Source organism: Noviherbaspirillum agri, from assembly GCF_054780595.1.
Window position 1 is genome coordinate 22,667 of the sequence record NZ_BAAGWA010000016.1, and the last position, 14,625, is coordinate 37,291.

Here is a 14,625-nt window from a genome sequence, read left to right on the forward strand (position 1 = left end):
TTACCGGCGAATAATCGCTATACAGCGCCTGATTTCGTTAAAAATTTGAGCGCTGAAAACTTCTCTGCTCGCACCTCAAAACCGATGAAAGAAGGCCACGTTTTTGTGGAATAATCCAGCGTTTGCCTACCTTGTCTTCAAGAAACTTCCCATGAAAAAAACGCTTTCCATGCTTTCCGCCGCCCTCGTTGCCGGCGTATTCCTGTCGGCTTGCGACAAGTCTTCTGCACCTGAAGCTTCGGCGCCGACGGCTCCTGCCAAGATCGTCATTGGCCTGGATGACAACTTCCCGCCGATGGGCTTCCGCGACAGCAAAACCAATGAACTGGTCGGTTTCGATATCGATCTGGCACGCGAGGCCGGCAAGCGTCTCGGCGTCGAGGTCGAGTTCAAGCCGATCGACTGGAATGCGAAGGAAGCCGAACTCGGCAGCAAGCGCGTTGACGTGCTGTGGAACGGCCTGACCATCACCGAGAAGCGCAAGGAACAGATCGCCTTTACCGCGCCGTACCTGGAGAACCGCCAGATCATCATCGTGACCGCCAATTCGCCGGTCAAGGCCAAGGCCGACCTCGCCGGCAAGGTGGTCGGCGTGCAGGAAGGCAGCAGCGCGGTCGAGGCGATCGAGAAAGATGCGGTCGCGAAGGACCTGAAGGAACTGCGCAAGTTTGGCGACAACGTTGCAGCCCTGATGGATGTGAGCACCGGCCGCCTCGATGCGCTGGTGGTCGATGAAGTAGTCGGCCGCTACTATACGGCCAAGAAGCCGGGCGAGTACGTCGTGCTGGAAGATCACTTCGGCACCGAAGAGTATGGCGTCGGCGTGCGCAAGGACGATGCGGAATTGCTGGGCAAGCTGGACAAGGCGCTGGACGACATGAAGAAGGACGGCGCCGCCGACCGCATCTCGACCCAGTGGTTTGGCAAGAACATCGTCAAATAAGCCTGCCTTTACTGCTGTGCCCTACTGCATGACCCGGCTGTCCGCCGGGTCATCTGCAATATGAACTACCTCCTTGAAATCCTCGGCCCGCTGCTCGACGGCAGTGTGGTCACCCTGAAGGTCTTCTTCATCACGCTGGTGCTGTCGGTGCCGCTGGGCCTCGTGCTGGCACTGATCCGCGTCTCGCATTTCCGTTTCGCTTCCGGTCTGGTCAGCGGCTACATCTGGCTGATGCGCGGCACGCCGCTGATGCTGCAGATGCTGTTCATCTACTTCGCGCTGCCGTGGGTGCCGGTCATCGGCGTGCGCCTGCCGGACTTCCCGGCCGCCATCGTCGCGTTCACGCTCAACTACGCAGCCTATTTTGCGGAGATCTTCCGTTCTGGCATCCAGTCGGTCGATCGCGGGCAGTACGAGGCGTCGCAGGTGCTGGGAATGAACTACGTGCAGACCATGCGCCGCATCATCCTGCCGCAGGTGATCAAGCGCATCCTCGCGCCTGTCAGCAACGAGACCATCACCCTCGTGAAGGACACCTCGCTGATCTACGTGCTGGCAATGAACGACCTGCTGCGCGCAGCGCGCGGCATCGTGCAGCGCGACTTCACCACCATGCCCTTCGTCGTCGCCGCCGCGTTCTACCTGATCATGACGCTGGTACTGACCTGGGGCTTCCATCGCCTGGAAAAACGTTATGCCGTCTATGAAGGATGAAGCCATGGATGCAATGTTGATGATCCAGGCACGTGATATCCGCAAGAGCTTCGGCAACCTCGAAGTCTTGAAGGGTATATCGCTCGATGTCCGGAAGGGGGACGTGGTTGCGCTGATCGGCCCTTCCGGCTCGGGCAAAAGCACCTTCCTGCGCTGTCTCAACCATCTTGAAAAGATCGACAGCGGCCACATCGCGATCGAAGGCGAAACCATGGCAACGACCGATGCCGACGGCAACTGCCGCTACGTGCCGCCGGCCGATGTGCGCCGCATCTGCAGCAGGATGGGCATGGTGTTCCAGCACTTCAATCTCTTCCCTCACCTCACCGTCCTGCAGAACATCATCGAGGCGCCGATCACGGTGAAAGGCCTGCGTCGCGACGAGATCGTGCCGAAAGCGCAAGCCTTGCTGCGCAAGGTCGATCTGTTGAGCAAGAGCGACAGCTATCCTTCGCAGCTGTCGGGCGGACAGAAGCAGCGTGTCGCGATTGCCCGCGCACTCGCGATGGAACCCGACCTGATGCTGTTCGACGAACCGACCTCGGCGCTCGACCCGGAGCTGACCGGCGAAGTGCTGCGCGCGATGCGCCAATTGGCGGAAGAGCACATGACCATGCTGGTCGTCACGCATGAAATGAATTTTGCGCGGGACGTCTCGACCCACGCGGTGTTCATGGACAAGGGAGAAATCGTGGAGGCGGGCAACCCGGCAGCACTGTTCACCCATCCGCAGCATGCGAGAACGCGGGCCTTCCTCGAACACGTGCTGTAACACTATAACTACCCGAAACGGGCAGAACACGAACAGCCTTGTTCATCGTGGCCTGCCCTTTATTGCCGGGCGTGCGGCAATCCGCCGCACCCGGATCAGCTCGACGCGGCTTGATCCCGTCCGCTTTTCCGGGTCCGCTTGACCTGATACATCGACTGGTCGGCTTTCTCCAGTAGCTCTTCGACACCGGTTCCATCGTCCGGGAACACGGCGACGCCGACACTGGCGCTCAAGTTGAGCGGATGCTGCTCGAACTGGAACGGCATCGTGATTTTCGACGCGAGCCTTGAGGCCTGCAGTTCGGCGCCTTCCCGGTCTGCCACGCGTGACAGGATGACGCCAAACTCGTCGCCGCCCAGTCGCGCGATCGTGTCGGAGCGCCGCGACTCACCGCGAATGCGGGACGCGACCTCCTTGAGTGCGGAGTCGCCCGCGCGATGGCCGAAGGTGTCATTGATCGGCTTTAGGCCGTCCATATCGAGGTTCAGGATGCCGACGCGCTCCGAATGCCGCTGCGCCTGGGCCAGGTTCTGCCGCAGGCGATCGTAAAACAAGGCGCGGTTGGCAAGGCCGGTCAGCGCGTCATGCGTGGCGCGGTAATACAGCTCGTTGGTCTCATGCCGTGCGGCGTGAAACATGGCCGCGGCGATCAGCTCCGCCATCAGCCCCAGGATCTGCACGTCGGCATCGGAAAACGCGCCGACGTCGGGCGAGACCACCTTCAGCACGCCGACAGTGTCATCCAGGTGATTGAGCGGCACAACCAGCATGGAGCGCAACCCCACCCTGCGGCACGCTTCGCGGTCAACGCGTTCGTCGGTCTCCGAGTCATCGCATCGCAGGATCTCCCGCTCTGCCACGCAGCGGCCCGACAGGCTGGTGCTTCGCTTCAAGCGCAGTCCGAGTTGCGGCTCCGTTATACCCGCGGCAGCCCGATACACCATGTCCTCGCCTTCGGCCAGCTCAACCACGGCACCGGTGGCGCCGGTAAGCGGCCGTGTGCGCTGCGTGACCAGTTCCATGACGCCGGCGAGATCGAGTCCCATCTTGGCGATTTCGGTTTGAATCTTGATGATTTCCAACAGGACGTCGGGATTCGGCTGCGCGTTCACACTTTGCATATCGGGATACTTTAAAACCGGAAGGATCGGACGGGTCGCATCGATCTCAGGCGGGGGAAATCTTCTTTATAAGCTTGGGTGCCTGCATGCTGCCATAGAAGTTTTGACGGAGCAATCGTACGCGAGTCGGGTATGCAGAAACTGCATTGAACCGCTCACGGCTTCACGCCACCAGCGTGAAGCCGGGGTGGAAATGGCCTGGCGTGGCGCATGAATGACGAACGAATGGCGAATGCGCGGCGACTGTGCAGCAAATCGAAGCCATCGAGGACAGGGCACGAATATTCTTGCTACTCGCGCCCTGCTCTTTCCACTTAAGCAATGCGTTCCAATGCCTTGGCGAGCGTATCGACCGTGCGTTCGACATTGTGCAGCTTGTCGAGGCCGAATAAGCCAAGGCGGAAGGTCTTGAAGTCGTCCGGCTCGCCGCATTGCAACGGCACGCCGGCCGCCGTCTGCAAGCCCGCTTCGGCAAACTTCTTGCCGGTCCGGATGCCTTCATCGTCGGTATAGCTGACCACGACGCCCGGCGCTTCAAAGCCCGCTGCCGCGACGCTCTTGATGCCTTTGCTGGCGAGGAGCGCGCGTACGCGTTCGCCGAGCTCCTGCTGCTCTGCGCGAATTTTTTCGAAGCCGTAGGCGTCCATTTCCTGCATCACGTCACGCAGCTTGCACAGCGCATCGGTCGGCATCGTGGCGTGATAGGCGAACCCGCCGCTCTCGTAGCTTTCCATGATCTGCAGCCATTTGCGCAAATCGCAGGCGAAGCTGGTGCTGGTAGTCGCATCGATCCGTTCGCGGGCCAGCGGGCTGAGCATCACCAGCGCGCAGCACGGCGAGGCGCTCCAGCCCTTTTGCGGCGCGCTGATCAGGATATCGACACCGGTCGCCTGCATGTCGACCCAGATCGCGCCGGAGGCGATGCAATCGAGCACAAACATCCCGCCAACTGCATGCACCGCGTCTGCAACGGCGCGCAGGTACCCGTCGGGCAGCATCATCCCGGAGGCGGTTTCCACATGCGGCGCAAAGACGAGGTCCGGCTTGTTTTCCCTGATTGCCGTGACCACCTCCTCGATTGGCGCAGGTGCGAAGGCCGCCTGCCGTCCACCTTCCACCGGGCGCGCAGAGAGGACGATAGATGATGAAGGAATGCCGCCCATGTCGAAAATCTGCGACCAGCGGAAGCTGAACCAGCCGTTGCGGATTACCAGGCACTTCTTGTTGGTGGCGAACTGCCGCGCGACCGCCTCCATGCCAAAGCTTCCGCTGCCCGGCACGACGGCCACCGACCTGGCGTTGTAGACCTTTTTCAGCGTGGACGAGATGTCCCGCATTGCGCCCTGAAAGAGCTGGGACATATGGTTGACTGCACGGTCCGTATAGACGACCGAGTATTCGAGAAGTCCGTCGCGATCAACATGGGGTAGTAAACCTGGCACGCTTGTCTCCCGGAAATGAGTAATTGAAGAAAGAGTAGTTGAAGTCGATGAATGCCTGCCTTGGACGACTACAGGCGACTCCGTGTTTCGTCTTTGAGGCGCTCTGCGCACTCAGAAGCGATTTCAAAGTATTTCCGAAGTATATAGGTCGGCTGAAACAATGGAGCGATCCACATCAGGTCTTGCCCTGCATACACGCGAAAACCTGAGGCTGATCATATTTCTGCCGCAAACGTCGGGACACACCGTACGCTCACCCATGCGCCAGAATGCATGCCCGCCTCCCTCGGCAGGAAAGCGATCGCTCCTTCGGCCCTCCTGTCCAAACAACTTCATCGGCGCAGGCGATTCAATTTAGCAGGCTGTCCGGACCGGAACGCCTCACGTCCTCCCAAACGCCTGCCGGTACTGCACCGGCGTCAGCGTCGTGAGTTCCTTGAACATGCGCCGCATGCCGGAGTCGCTGCTGAAGCCGAGTTCGGCACTGATCGTGGCTGCCGGTGCGGAGGTGTGGATCAGGCGCTCGCTGACCTGGTTGAGCTTGATCCGGCGCACATAGCTTGCGACGGGAACTCCCGTTGCGGCAGCCACCTTCCGGGCCAGCGTACGCTCCGTCATGTGCAGCTCCGCGGCCAGCCGGCCTACTGTCGCCTCGCTTGCCGGCAGTCGTTCCGTGATCACGTGCAGCGCACGCAGCAGCCGGTTCGGTTGCTCGATCAGGTTCATCGCCTGGAAGGCGTGATGGGTGCGCTCCGGGCGCGGCAGCACCATCAGCTTCGTCAGGTCGCGGCAGGCTTCCTTGCTGATGTGCTTTTCGATGAATGCCTGGCCGATGGGCAGGTGGCCGTTGACGCCGGACGCGGTTGCGGTCTGCGCGTTGAAAACACTGGTCTGCTCTGTGTGCCAGAGCACTTTGGAAAACTGTTCCCGCACCATGTCGGCAAGCCACCACGTGATTGTTGCTGTCTGCCCGTTCAGCCTGCCTGTCGCAGCAGCGAGGCAAACCCCGGTGCAGTAACTCCACATCATGACGTTTCCCGGCAAGGCCCTCACTGTTGCGATCAAGCCGGCGTTGTTTGCGAGGGTGCCGGCGATGTGCTGCGGCGATTCGGCCCAGAAGCCGGGGATCAGCACCGCGTCGAGACGTGCGTCGTTCACCGATGAAGAGGCTCGTATTGCATGGCCGTGCGCGCATGCGATAACGCCTGCGTGTTCTGCGACGAACACCGGCTCGAACAGCGTTGCGCCGGCCCGCCGGTTGGCCGCGTGGACAAGGTCCGCGAAGGCGAACAGCCCGGCCACCATGCATTCTGGATACAGAAGCAAACCGATACGAAAGGGATGTGACAAGGTGGGTGGCAAGGTCCGCGGTGCAGGCATGGCAGAAAATAATTGTTTTATGTCAGTTCTGGCCATTTTAAGCGGGCATCCGTGGAGCACACAATGCGTCATCCCATTAACAAGGATCGACCATGAAAATAACGCAGCTTCGCAATGCCACAGCCATCCTCCAAATCGGCACCTACCGGATCCTGGTGGATCCGATGCTGGCGCCCAAGGGCGCGCTGCCGCCGCTGAAGTTTCTCGGCCGGCGTGAGCGCAATCCCATCGTCGGTCTGCCGCCGGTGACCGATGCGGCGCTGGACACGGTGACGCACTGCCTGATCACGCATTGCCAGAAAGGGCATTTTGATCATCTCGACCGTGCGGGCAAGCACTGGCTGCGCAGCCGGCGGATTCCGGTCATCTGCACGCCGCACGATGCCGGGCATTTGCGCCAGCGCGGCCTGAACGTCCAGTCGCTGGCGGAGAATCATCAGGAACCGCAGCCCTTCCTCGGCGGGCGCATCCGGACAGTGGCGTGCAGGCATGGCAAGGGCATGGTGGCGCTGCTGATGGAACATGGCGTCGGCTACTTTATCGAAATGCCGGGAGAGCCGAGCCTGTACTTGTCCGGCGATACCATCCTGACGCCCGAAGTGCTGGCCTTCATCGCGCGCCATCAGCCCGACGTTTCGCTGGTTCCGGCCGGCGGCGCGCGGTTCGACCTCGGACACGAGATCATCATGGGCACCGCAGAGGTGATCGCTTTGACCCAGGCGATGAAAGGCATCACGGTAGCGAACCATCTGGAAGCGTTGAGCCATTGCCCTGTGCAACGGACGGAATTGAGACGCGCTGCGGCAGCTGCCGGTGTGGCGGAACGGCTGCGTATTCCTGCGGACGGGGAGACGCTGGAGTTTGTGGCTTGAGGGTGTGGTCGCAACGGTCGCTACTGTCGCGGTATTCTGGGGCATGGGAAGAAGCAGCTTTCCACAATTTCTGTGATCAAGTCTGTGGACAACTTTGATTCTTCAATGCAAGCCTATGATTTGAAAAGAAATATTTCGATTGATTAAGTTCAAGGCACGGCGTCAATCAGCCCGTTACCTTCAATCGAACGAACCTGCGGTGGTAACCTGCCCCGGAAAGCTTCCTGCAATGCTGACGTCAACGTGCGCTACGCCAGCGCATCGCATGAAGCGCCGCGCCGCGAGCAACTGTTCCCGATTCGGACTGTTCAATCCTCTCTTGATGATGGAATCCACCCCAGTGAATGCCCTGCAAGCCATCGGGAGGCAGATCGTCAAGGGCATACGATGCATGGGGGAATGGATTTACGGCGCGTATGCCTGGCTTCTCTCTTTCCTGTGCTTGCTGGTGTTCGGCAGCCTGATCGTCATGGCCGGCACGCCCGCCCATGCCCGGCCGATTGCGCGTACCGCAACGCGCATCCTTTTTCGGCTTGGAGCCATTCCGATCTCTGCGCACGGACTCGAAAAGCTGCCACAAGCACCGCATCTGCTGCTGGTGAATCACACCAGCTTTCTGGACGGTCTGGTCCTGAGCGCGCTGCTCCCGGCCCGCCCCGGCTATGCCTTCGTGGCGCGCCAGCAGTTTTCCAGCCAAGCATTGCTATGGCCCGTACTCAGGAGATTGGGGATGATCGTGCTGCGCCACTCCAGTCCGCTGCGTAAGGCGTCCAACATTGTCGTGCTGACTGTCACGTTGCGCCGCGGGGAGAGCCTGATCATTTTTCCCGAAGGCGGCTTCATTCCGGAGCCGGGGTTACGGTCGTTTCACACCGGCGCGTTTGTCGCAGCAGCGACCGAAAATGTACCGGTGGTGGTCGCTGGCCTGCGTGGTACACGAAATGTCCTGCGGCCCAGAAGCTGGCTTCCGCGCCGCTCGCCAATCAGCCTGGAGATCGGCACTGTGCTCCATCCCGAAGGCAAGGATATGCAGTCCATACTGCGGCTGTGCCAGGCGACGCATGACGCGATGGCGCCGCTGACCGGCGAAGAGGACGTTGAAGAGGACGGTGAAGAAAAAGACGCCGGCACATGGAGTGGTGATGGCGGGAGCGTCGGTGACAGGCATGCCGGCGACAGCAACGGCAATCACAGGAATACCGGTTAGAACCGGCCTTGCGTCGCCTTGTAGGTCGGCAGCATTTGCTGCCAGAGTTTCTTCCACGTACGCCAGTCATGGCCGCCGGGAATCGAATGCACATGCTCGCCCGGCAGCATATCGGCAAGCAGGCTGTTTGCGCGGGCAAACATGTCGCTTTCGCCATAGCCGAGATAGATCGGCAAGCTCTCTGCCGGCGAGGCATGCGCGTTCTTCAACCACGCCCATACGGCGCGCATGTAGTCGTCCTCCCGGATGGCGCCCGGCTCCCAGTTCCTGATGCCGCCCGCCGAGGCAATTTCATTCACCAGTTCGCCGGTTCCCAAATAGGGGGCGAGCAACAGCAGGCCGGCGATGTGCGATGAATGCAGCGCGGCGAAGGAGGTGGCGCCAAAACCGCCGAGGGAAATTCCGGCCAGCCAGATCCGTTCATAGCCGGCATCCTGCGCAGCCGCAATGACGTCTTCTGCGATCCGGGTGTGGATGGCGCGCGATGCGTAGTAGCCATAGTGCGCATCGATGGCGACCGCATCGGCGCTGATGCCGTGCCGGCGCAGGTCGGCGATGAAACCGCTTCTGACGAAATCTTCCGCAAGATCGCCAATGCCGGGCAGGAAGACAAGCAGGTCACTGCTCGGCAGGTCAGCGGGAAAATCCAGCCGCGCCAAAGTCGTTTCGGTCTTCAGGACGGGAGCGAGCCTGGGCGAAAGCATCACCACCTTTGCCAGAACGCCGCGTTGCAACTTTCTGAGCCGGTAGCTCAATAAGGAATTCATTGATGAAACCCCCATTCAAACGGGTAATGCAAGGTCTGCATTGATATGCCGGGACGACATTTTCGTGCCATATCAGCAAGTGCATGGGCATCGCCCTGCAGGAGGTTTGTAGATGCGTACTGCGGCGGGGATTACAAGTCGTTTTATTTGAAGGCGGACGCTTTCCATAGGCCCATCCTGAAGATGTAGCTTGCAAGTTCGCAAGAGACAGGCAGACGTAATCGTCACGACGACGCTGGTTGATTGGCAAAAGCTCCACGTCTCGTCAATCGATGATGCATCGCGAGCGCTGTTTCCACCGCGCGCTATACTGCGCAATCTTTTTCAACTCGCCCGGCCTCCCCCCATCATGCCAATGACCTACGAAGAGTACCTGGACGAAGTCACGACGCTGCTGACCGAAATGTTCGACATGAGCGACGATGCGGCGATCAAGCATGTGATGCGCGCACAGGCGGCGGACTTTTTCACGCTGCACGACGACATCCCGGCAATGCGCACGCAGGAACGTGCGGTGCAGGATGCGAAAACACTGTTCGCACAACTCCGCCAGTCCCGCCCTTCGTCACCCAAACCGGCACAACCGGGCAAGCGCAAGAAATAATCAACGGCGAATCGACGGCGGTCCTCCGCCGGACCAACCAGGAAATCGAGATGAACGACAGTTTGACGAAGGATGAATTGGAAGCGCTGGCCCAGATCCGCACGACGAAAAAAGGCGTGCGGCCCAGCGCCTGCGTGATGCGCAATGCCAAGAAGCTGGTCGGGCTGAAATATGTTGCGAGCAGCAGGGATGGCACGCTGTCGTTGACGGAGAAAGGACAGCAGACGCTGTTTGTCAAACGCTGTATCGACGGGCTGCGGGCCGTGGCCAACGCGGCGGCAGTAGCGACCGCACCGGCGGCTCTCGACAATGATGTCGCCACCTTCCTGAGCCGGAAGGGATTGATTGCGCCGAAGGAAGCGACAGGAGGATTCGCGCTGACCGAGCGCGGGCGGGACTCGCTGGCGGATATCGATGCGCGGGAAAGCAAGGCGGGGTGAAGACTGCTGCCTTGAGGTAGCAAGGCGCCGAACACGACTTGCCGCGCCCACGGCATTTTCACCTCCGCCAGTTGTCGACGCACGACAGGAGCGCGCACCATACCGGAAGCGTCATGGTGCACAAGGTGTCGGTTGTCGTGTGGAGAGAAAACAGGTTGACAACGGCTGATGACGTGCAGCGGCCGCAAAACCCAGTCCTGCCACTGCACGCAAACGCCATTGCAGGCCCGGTCCTTTGCGGCCTGCATCCGCTGCTACCGCACGCCGAAAACGTCCTCTTCCGATCGTCAAGGGCGCGCTTCCATCTCCGCCCGCAACCGGTCTTCCTGTGCCCGCAATTCCGGCGTGAACTCCGCGCCGAAATCCTCTGCCTCGAACACCGGACGGATCTCGATCTCGGACTCTCCTTCCATCGGGTTCGGGCAACGCCGCACCCATTCGACGGCCTCTTCCATGGACCTCACCTGCCACAGCCAGAAGCCGGCGATCAGCTCCTTGGTTTCGGCAAATGGACCGTCGATCACGGTGCGCTGCTTGCCGGAAAAGCGCACCCGCTTGCCCCGCGAACTGGGGTGCAGTCCCTCGCCAGCCAGCATCACGCCAGCCTTGACGAGTTCCTCGTTGAAATTGCCCATGGCAGCGAGCAGCTCGGTGCTCGGCATCTTGCCCGCCTCGGATTCGTTTGTCGCTTTCACAATCACCATGACACGCATTGTCGTTTCTCCTGATTAGCTGGTTGCTCGGTTGTTTGGTCACTTGCTTGATGGACCCGCAACGGATCGTCGCTGGTCCTGACACTACGACGAACGGGGAAAGCGGAAATCGACATCGATCAGACTTTTTTTCACATGACGCGCCCGTGCGGATGCACTCCATCATCACGTGCGTCTGGCAGCCGGCATCGCAAACGCAAAACGGCCAAGACCACACTTGGCCGTGATCCACGCCAATATTCACCACGGAACTATCCGCCCTTTCTACCGCCAAATGATGACACTCCCGACCACCTTCGGAGGGACGCTCATGTCACAGGCGTCCGATCACTTTCCCTCATTCAATGCATCCGCGAAACCGCTGTTGATGCTGGAGGAGGATTTGACCATCGCGGATGCGACCGACGCATTTCTCGCCGCATGGTCCTTGGTGCGCGACGACATCGTCGGGCATTCCGTCTTCGAAGTTTTTCCGAATGCCAGAATCCGCGAGGGGCGCACCAACGCTGGCGATGCCTGCTTGCTTCCGATCCAGGAATTGTTTGACCGCGCGCCCGGTTTCATCTGCGTGACGCGCGGTCCGCAGCATGTCTTTGAAATCGTCAACAAGTCCTGTTACATGGTGGTATGCCATCGTCCGATCATCGGCATGCCGGTACGGCAGGCGTTACCCAATGCCGCCGATGACGAACTGGTACGACTGCTGGACCAGGTGTATGCCACCGGACAACCGCATGTCCGGCGCGGATACAAGCTGACGCTGCAGCCCTCCCCCGGTGCGCCGTGCGAGGAGGCCTACGTCGATTTCATGTACCAGCCGATATTTGCGGCGGACGGTAGCGTGGCGGGCATCCTTGCGTTTGGCCACGACGTGACGAATGAGATACAGGCGCGCGACGCACTGAGCGCCAGCGAGGAGCGCTTTCACCTGGCGCTGGAAGCGGCCGGCGACGGCGTGTGGGACTGGGACATTCCCGCGAACAGATTTTTGTTTTCGGCACGCGGCAGGGCCATGCTCGGCTATGCCGAAAACGAGATCGGCCCGCGGCTCGACGACTGGCTGGCCATTACCCACCGGGAGGACCAGGAACGGATCCTGGCCAATACGATGGCCTGCCTGAAGGGGCGGATTCCCTTCTTCTCCGCCGAATTCCGCGTGCGCTGCAAGGATGGCCGCTGGAAATGGCTGCTGTCGCGCGGCGCGGTCGTCCAGCGCGACGAGAACGGCCGGGCAACCCGGATGGTCGGCACGACGATTGATATTTCAACCGAGCAGGAAACCTTGCGCCGGGCCAATTTCGATTCCCTGACGCGCCTGCCTAACCGCAACCTGTTCCGCGACCGGCTGGAGAAGGAAGTGCAGAACGCCAGGCGCACCGGCAAGCCGGTCGCCCTGCTGTTCCTTGACCTCGACCACTTCAAGGAAGTCAACGATCTGCTCGGCCATGATGCCGGCGACAGGCTGCTGCGCCAGTGCGCCGACCGCATCTGCTCCTGCGTGCGTGCGGCGGATACGGTGGCGCGGCTGGGCGGCGACGAATTCACGCTCATCCTGAACGACCTCCAGAGCAAGGCCCATGTCGAGGACATCGCGCAGAAAATCCTGGATGCACTGGCCGCGCCCTTCGACCTCGGCCAGGAGCGCGTGCATATCTCGGGGAGCATCGGGATCACGCTGCATCCCGATGACGGCGACAACCCGGAACGCCTGGTACGCAACGCCGACCAGGCGATGTACGTCGCCAAGAACAGCGGGCGCAACCAGTTCCGCTTCTTCACCCGGTCGATGCAGGAGCAGGCGTGGAACCGCATCAGGATGATGGGCGAGCTGCGCAACGCCCTGCCGCGCAAGGAACTGCAACTGCATTTCCAGCCGGTTGTGGAACTGGCAAGCGGAAAAATAACGAAGGGCGAGGCGCTGCTGCGCTGGCAGCATCCGCGCAAAGGCATGCTGCTGCCGTCGGAATTCATCGCACTCGCTGAGGAAAGCGGCCTGATCCATGAAATCGGCCATTGGGTGTTCATGCAGTCGCTGGCATGGGCCAAGCGATGGAGCGAGCAGACCGGCGCGCCGTTCCAGGTCAGCGTCAATGCGTCGCCCATCCAGTTCATGCAGCGCAAGCGTGCGATGAACTGGGGCCGGCAACTGGATGAACAGGGCATGGCATGGAACAGCATCTCGGTCGAGATCACGGAAGGCGTATTGCTCAACACGTCGCTGGCGACGGAAGAACAATTGCTGGACATGCGCGACGCCGGCATTCAGGTGGCCATCGACGATTTCGGCACCGGCTATTCGTCCATGGCGTACCTGAAGAAATTCGATGTCGACTATCTCAAGATCGACCAGTCCTTCGTGCGCGACACCGCGCCGGACAGCACTAGCAGGACCATTGCCGAAACCATCATCGTAATGGCGCACAAACTCGGTCTGAAGGTCATTGCGGAAGGCATCGAAACGCCGGAGCAGCGCGACTGGCTGCAGCGTGCGGGTTGTGATTTCGGACAGGGTTTTCTGTTTTCCCGGCCGGTGCCGCCGGAAGAGTTTGAACGGCTGCTGCAGGCGCGGACATCGGCACATGCCGGATAAGGGACTGCTCAGCAGGAAACGGAGATGCCCGCGACATGCCGGCGGGAAGCCGCTGCAAGTTACATCCGCAGCACTTCAGGCACGATGTTCGAGCATCCGGACTTCTCGCTGCGGCCGCGCGATGACGATGTTCCGTGCGCCGAACGTTTCCAGTATCGTCCTGTTGAGCTCGCGGATCGCTGCTTCATAATCGGGCACATTGACCCAGGGTGCGATATTGATCGTGACGCCCGATTCGGCAAGACGTATGACGCCGATGCGCGGCGCCGGGTCGTGCAAAACACGTGCGTTGGCGTGCATGATCTCTTCCACCACGTTCAGTGCAACGGCAACATCGGTTTCATACGACACGCCGACATTGATATTGAGCTGGCGTATCTGCCCATAGTTGTGAAGAATCTCCCCGACGATCTTGCGGTTCGGGATCACGACCCGCGAGCGATCCGTATGCCCGAGGGTAGTGGAAAACAGGCGGATGTCGAGCACTTCGCCTTCTTCGCCGACGATGGAAATGTAATCGCCGACATGGAACGGCCGCGTGAAGATGATCGTGAGGCCGGCAATGACATTGCCCAGGATTCCCTGCATGGCCAGTGCGATGCCCGCGCCCGCCACACCGAGTCCGGCGATGAGGGGCAAGAGCTCTATGCCGAGGTTTTGCAACGCCATGATGCCGAACAGCACCAGCACCATGAGCCTTGCAATGCGCACCAGCAGATAGCGGACTGGCGCCTCGAGGTTCAAGCGCACCAGCAGGCGGTCCAGCAAGCGGCCCAGCCAGCGTCCGACCACATAGCCGGCAGCAAGGATGATGATCGCCACCACCAGCTTCGGCCCGAACCTCACCGCCATATCCAGGGCGGAAGCCTTTACCTGTTCGAGCGACTGTAGCGAGCCATTCATGAAACATCCTCTCGTGGGCGTGCGTTGTATGCGGTTTCGGGTGGGACCAGCCGTTGGCATACTGCCTTGCCGGTCACAGCAAGCCTCGATTCTAGCAATCGCAAACCGGGGCACAATTTGGTGTACTTGACCGGCGTCACGATATCTCTGTGTTCTG

General features: G+C 60.7%; 14 protein-coding genes. 8 read left to right on the forward strand and 6 right to left on the reverse strand.

Features of this window, described 5'->3' with window-relative positions:
• Nucleotides 1–151: 151 nt before the first annotated feature.
• Genes ACYVIA_RS19410 through ACYVIA_RS19420 form a run of 3 tightly spaced genes read left to right on the forward strand, consistent with a single transcriptional unit; the run spans nucleotide 152 to nucleotide 2,429 of the window.
• A complete protein-coding gene (locus ACYVIA_RS19410) occupies nucleotides 152–943 on the forward strand; it encodes an amino acid ABC transporter substrate-binding protein (protein ID WP_460843761.1) in 792 nt (263 codons plus the stop codon).
• A gap of 60 nt (nucleotides 944–1,003) precedes the next feature.
• Complete coding sequence (locus tag ACYVIA_RS19415; RefSeq protein WP_460843763.1) at nucleotides 1,004–1,657, forward strand: amino acid ABC transporter permease; 654 nt, start codon at nucleotides 1,004–1,006, stop codon at nucleotides 1,655–1,657.
• Between the two features lie 4 nt (nucleotides 1,658–1,661).
• Entirely contained in the window at nucleotides 1,662–2,429 is a 768-nt protein-coding gene (locus tag ACYVIA_RS19420) for an amino acid ABC transporter ATP-binding protein (RefSeq protein ID WP_460843765.1), read from the forward strand.
• Nucleotides 2,430–2,524: 95 nt separating this feature from the next.
• On the opposite strand, the gene ACYVIA_RS19425 is transcribed toward ACYVIA_RS19420, so the two are convergent.
• The 3 genes from ACYVIA_RS19425 to ACYVIA_RS19435 form a co-directional block, all read right to left on the reverse strand.
• A complete protein-coding gene (locus tag ACYVIA_RS19425; RefSeq protein WP_460843767.1) occupies nucleotides 2,525–3,550 on the reverse strand; it encodes a diguanylate cyclase domain-containing protein in 1,026 nt (341 codons plus the stop codon).
• 314 nt (nucleotides 3,551–3,864) lie between these two features.
• Nucleotides 3,865–4,992 carry an aminotransferase class V-fold PLP-dependent enzyme gene (locus tag ACYVIA_RS19430; protein WP_460843769.1) on the reverse strand — a complete coding sequence of 376 codons (1,128 nt, stop codon included), beginning with the start codon at nucleotides 4,990–4,992 and terminating at the stop codon, nucleotides 3,865–3,867.
• A gap of 381 nt (nucleotides 4,993–5,373) precedes the next feature.
• Nucleotides 5,374–6,342: a GlxA family transcriptional regulator gene (locus ACYVIA_RS19435; protein WP_460843771.1), complete on the reverse strand. Its 969-nt coding sequence runs from the start codon at nucleotides 6,340–6,342 to the stop codon at nucleotides 5,374–5,376.
• A 122-nt stretch (nucleotides 6,343–6,464) separates the two neighbouring features.
• Here ACYVIA_RS19435 and ACYVIA_RS19440 point away from each other — a divergent pair, with 122 nt between their 5' ends.
• Both ACYVIA_RS19440 and ACYVIA_RS19445 read left to right on the forward strand, forming a co-directional pair.
• Nucleotides 6,465–7,244 carry an MBL fold metallo-hydrolase gene (locus tag ACYVIA_RS19440; protein ID WP_460843773.1) on the forward strand — a complete coding sequence of 260 codons (780 nt, stop codon included), beginning with the start codon at nucleotides 6,465–6,467 and terminating at the stop codon, nucleotides 7,242–7,244.
• Between the two features lie 340 nt (nucleotides 7,245–7,584).
• A complete protein-coding gene (locus ACYVIA_RS19445; protein WP_460843774.1) occupies nucleotides 7,585–8,451 on the forward strand; it encodes a lysophospholipid acyltransferase family protein in 867 nt (288 codons plus the stop codon).
• Here ACYVIA_RS19445 and ACYVIA_RS19450 read toward each other — a convergent pair.
• Nucleotides 8,448–9,218: an alpha/beta fold hydrolase gene (locus tag ACYVIA_RS19450; protein ID WP_460843776.1), complete on the reverse strand. Its 771-nt coding sequence runs from the start codon at nucleotides 9,216–9,218 to the stop codon at nucleotides 8,448–8,450. The genes ACYVIA_RS19445 and ACYVIA_RS19450 overlap by 4 nt on opposite strands.
• 355 nt (nucleotides 9,219–9,573) lie before the next feature.
• Between ACYVIA_RS19450 and ACYVIA_RS19455 the strand changes: the two genes are divergently transcribed.
• Together ACYVIA_RS19455 and ACYVIA_RS19460 are read left to right on the forward strand one after the other, a co-directional pair.
• Nucleotides 9,574–9,822 carry a hypothetical protein gene (locus ACYVIA_RS19455; protein ID WP_460843884.1) on the forward strand — a complete coding sequence of 83 codons (249 nt, stop codon included), beginning with the start codon at nucleotides 9,574–9,576 and terminating at the stop codon, nucleotides 9,820–9,822.
• A 50-nt stretch (nucleotides 9,823–9,872) separates the two neighbouring features.
• The gene (locus ACYVIA_RS19460) at nucleotides 9,873–10,262 is read left to right on the forward strand and encodes a hypothetical protein (RefSeq protein WP_460843778.1); all 390 of its coding nucleotides are present in this window, start codon (nucleotides 9,873–9,875) and stop codon (nucleotides 10,260–10,262) included.
• A 287-nt stretch (nucleotides 10,263–10,549) separates the two neighbouring features.
• Here the strand turns inward: ACYVIA_RS19460 and ACYVIA_RS19465 are convergent, their stop codons facing one another.
• Nucleotides 10,550–10,975 carry a YciI family protein gene (locus ACYVIA_RS19465; RefSeq protein WP_460843780.1) on the reverse strand — a complete coding sequence of 142 codons (426 nt, stop codon included), beginning with the start codon at nucleotides 10,973–10,975 and terminating at the stop codon, nucleotides 10,550–10,552.
• Nucleotides 10,976–11,285: 310 nt separating this feature from the next.
• On the opposite strand from ACYVIA_RS19465, the gene ACYVIA_RS19470 reads away from it, so the two are divergent.
• A complete protein-coding gene (locus ACYVIA_RS19470; RefSeq protein ID WP_460843782.1) occupies nucleotides 11,286–13,565 on the forward strand; it encodes a putative bifunctional diguanylate cyclase/phosphodiesterase in 2,280 nt (759 codons plus the stop codon).
• Nucleotides 13,566–13,640: 75 nt separating this feature from the next.
• Here ACYVIA_RS19470 and ACYVIA_RS19475 read toward each other — a convergent pair whose 3' ends face one another.
• Nucleotides 13,641–14,468: a mechanosensitive ion channel family protein gene (locus ACYVIA_RS19475; protein ID WP_460843784.1), complete on the reverse strand. Its 828-nt coding sequence runs from the start codon at nucleotides 14,466–14,468 to the stop codon at nucleotides 13,641–13,643.
• Nucleotides 14,469–14,625: the final 157 nt, after the last annotated feature.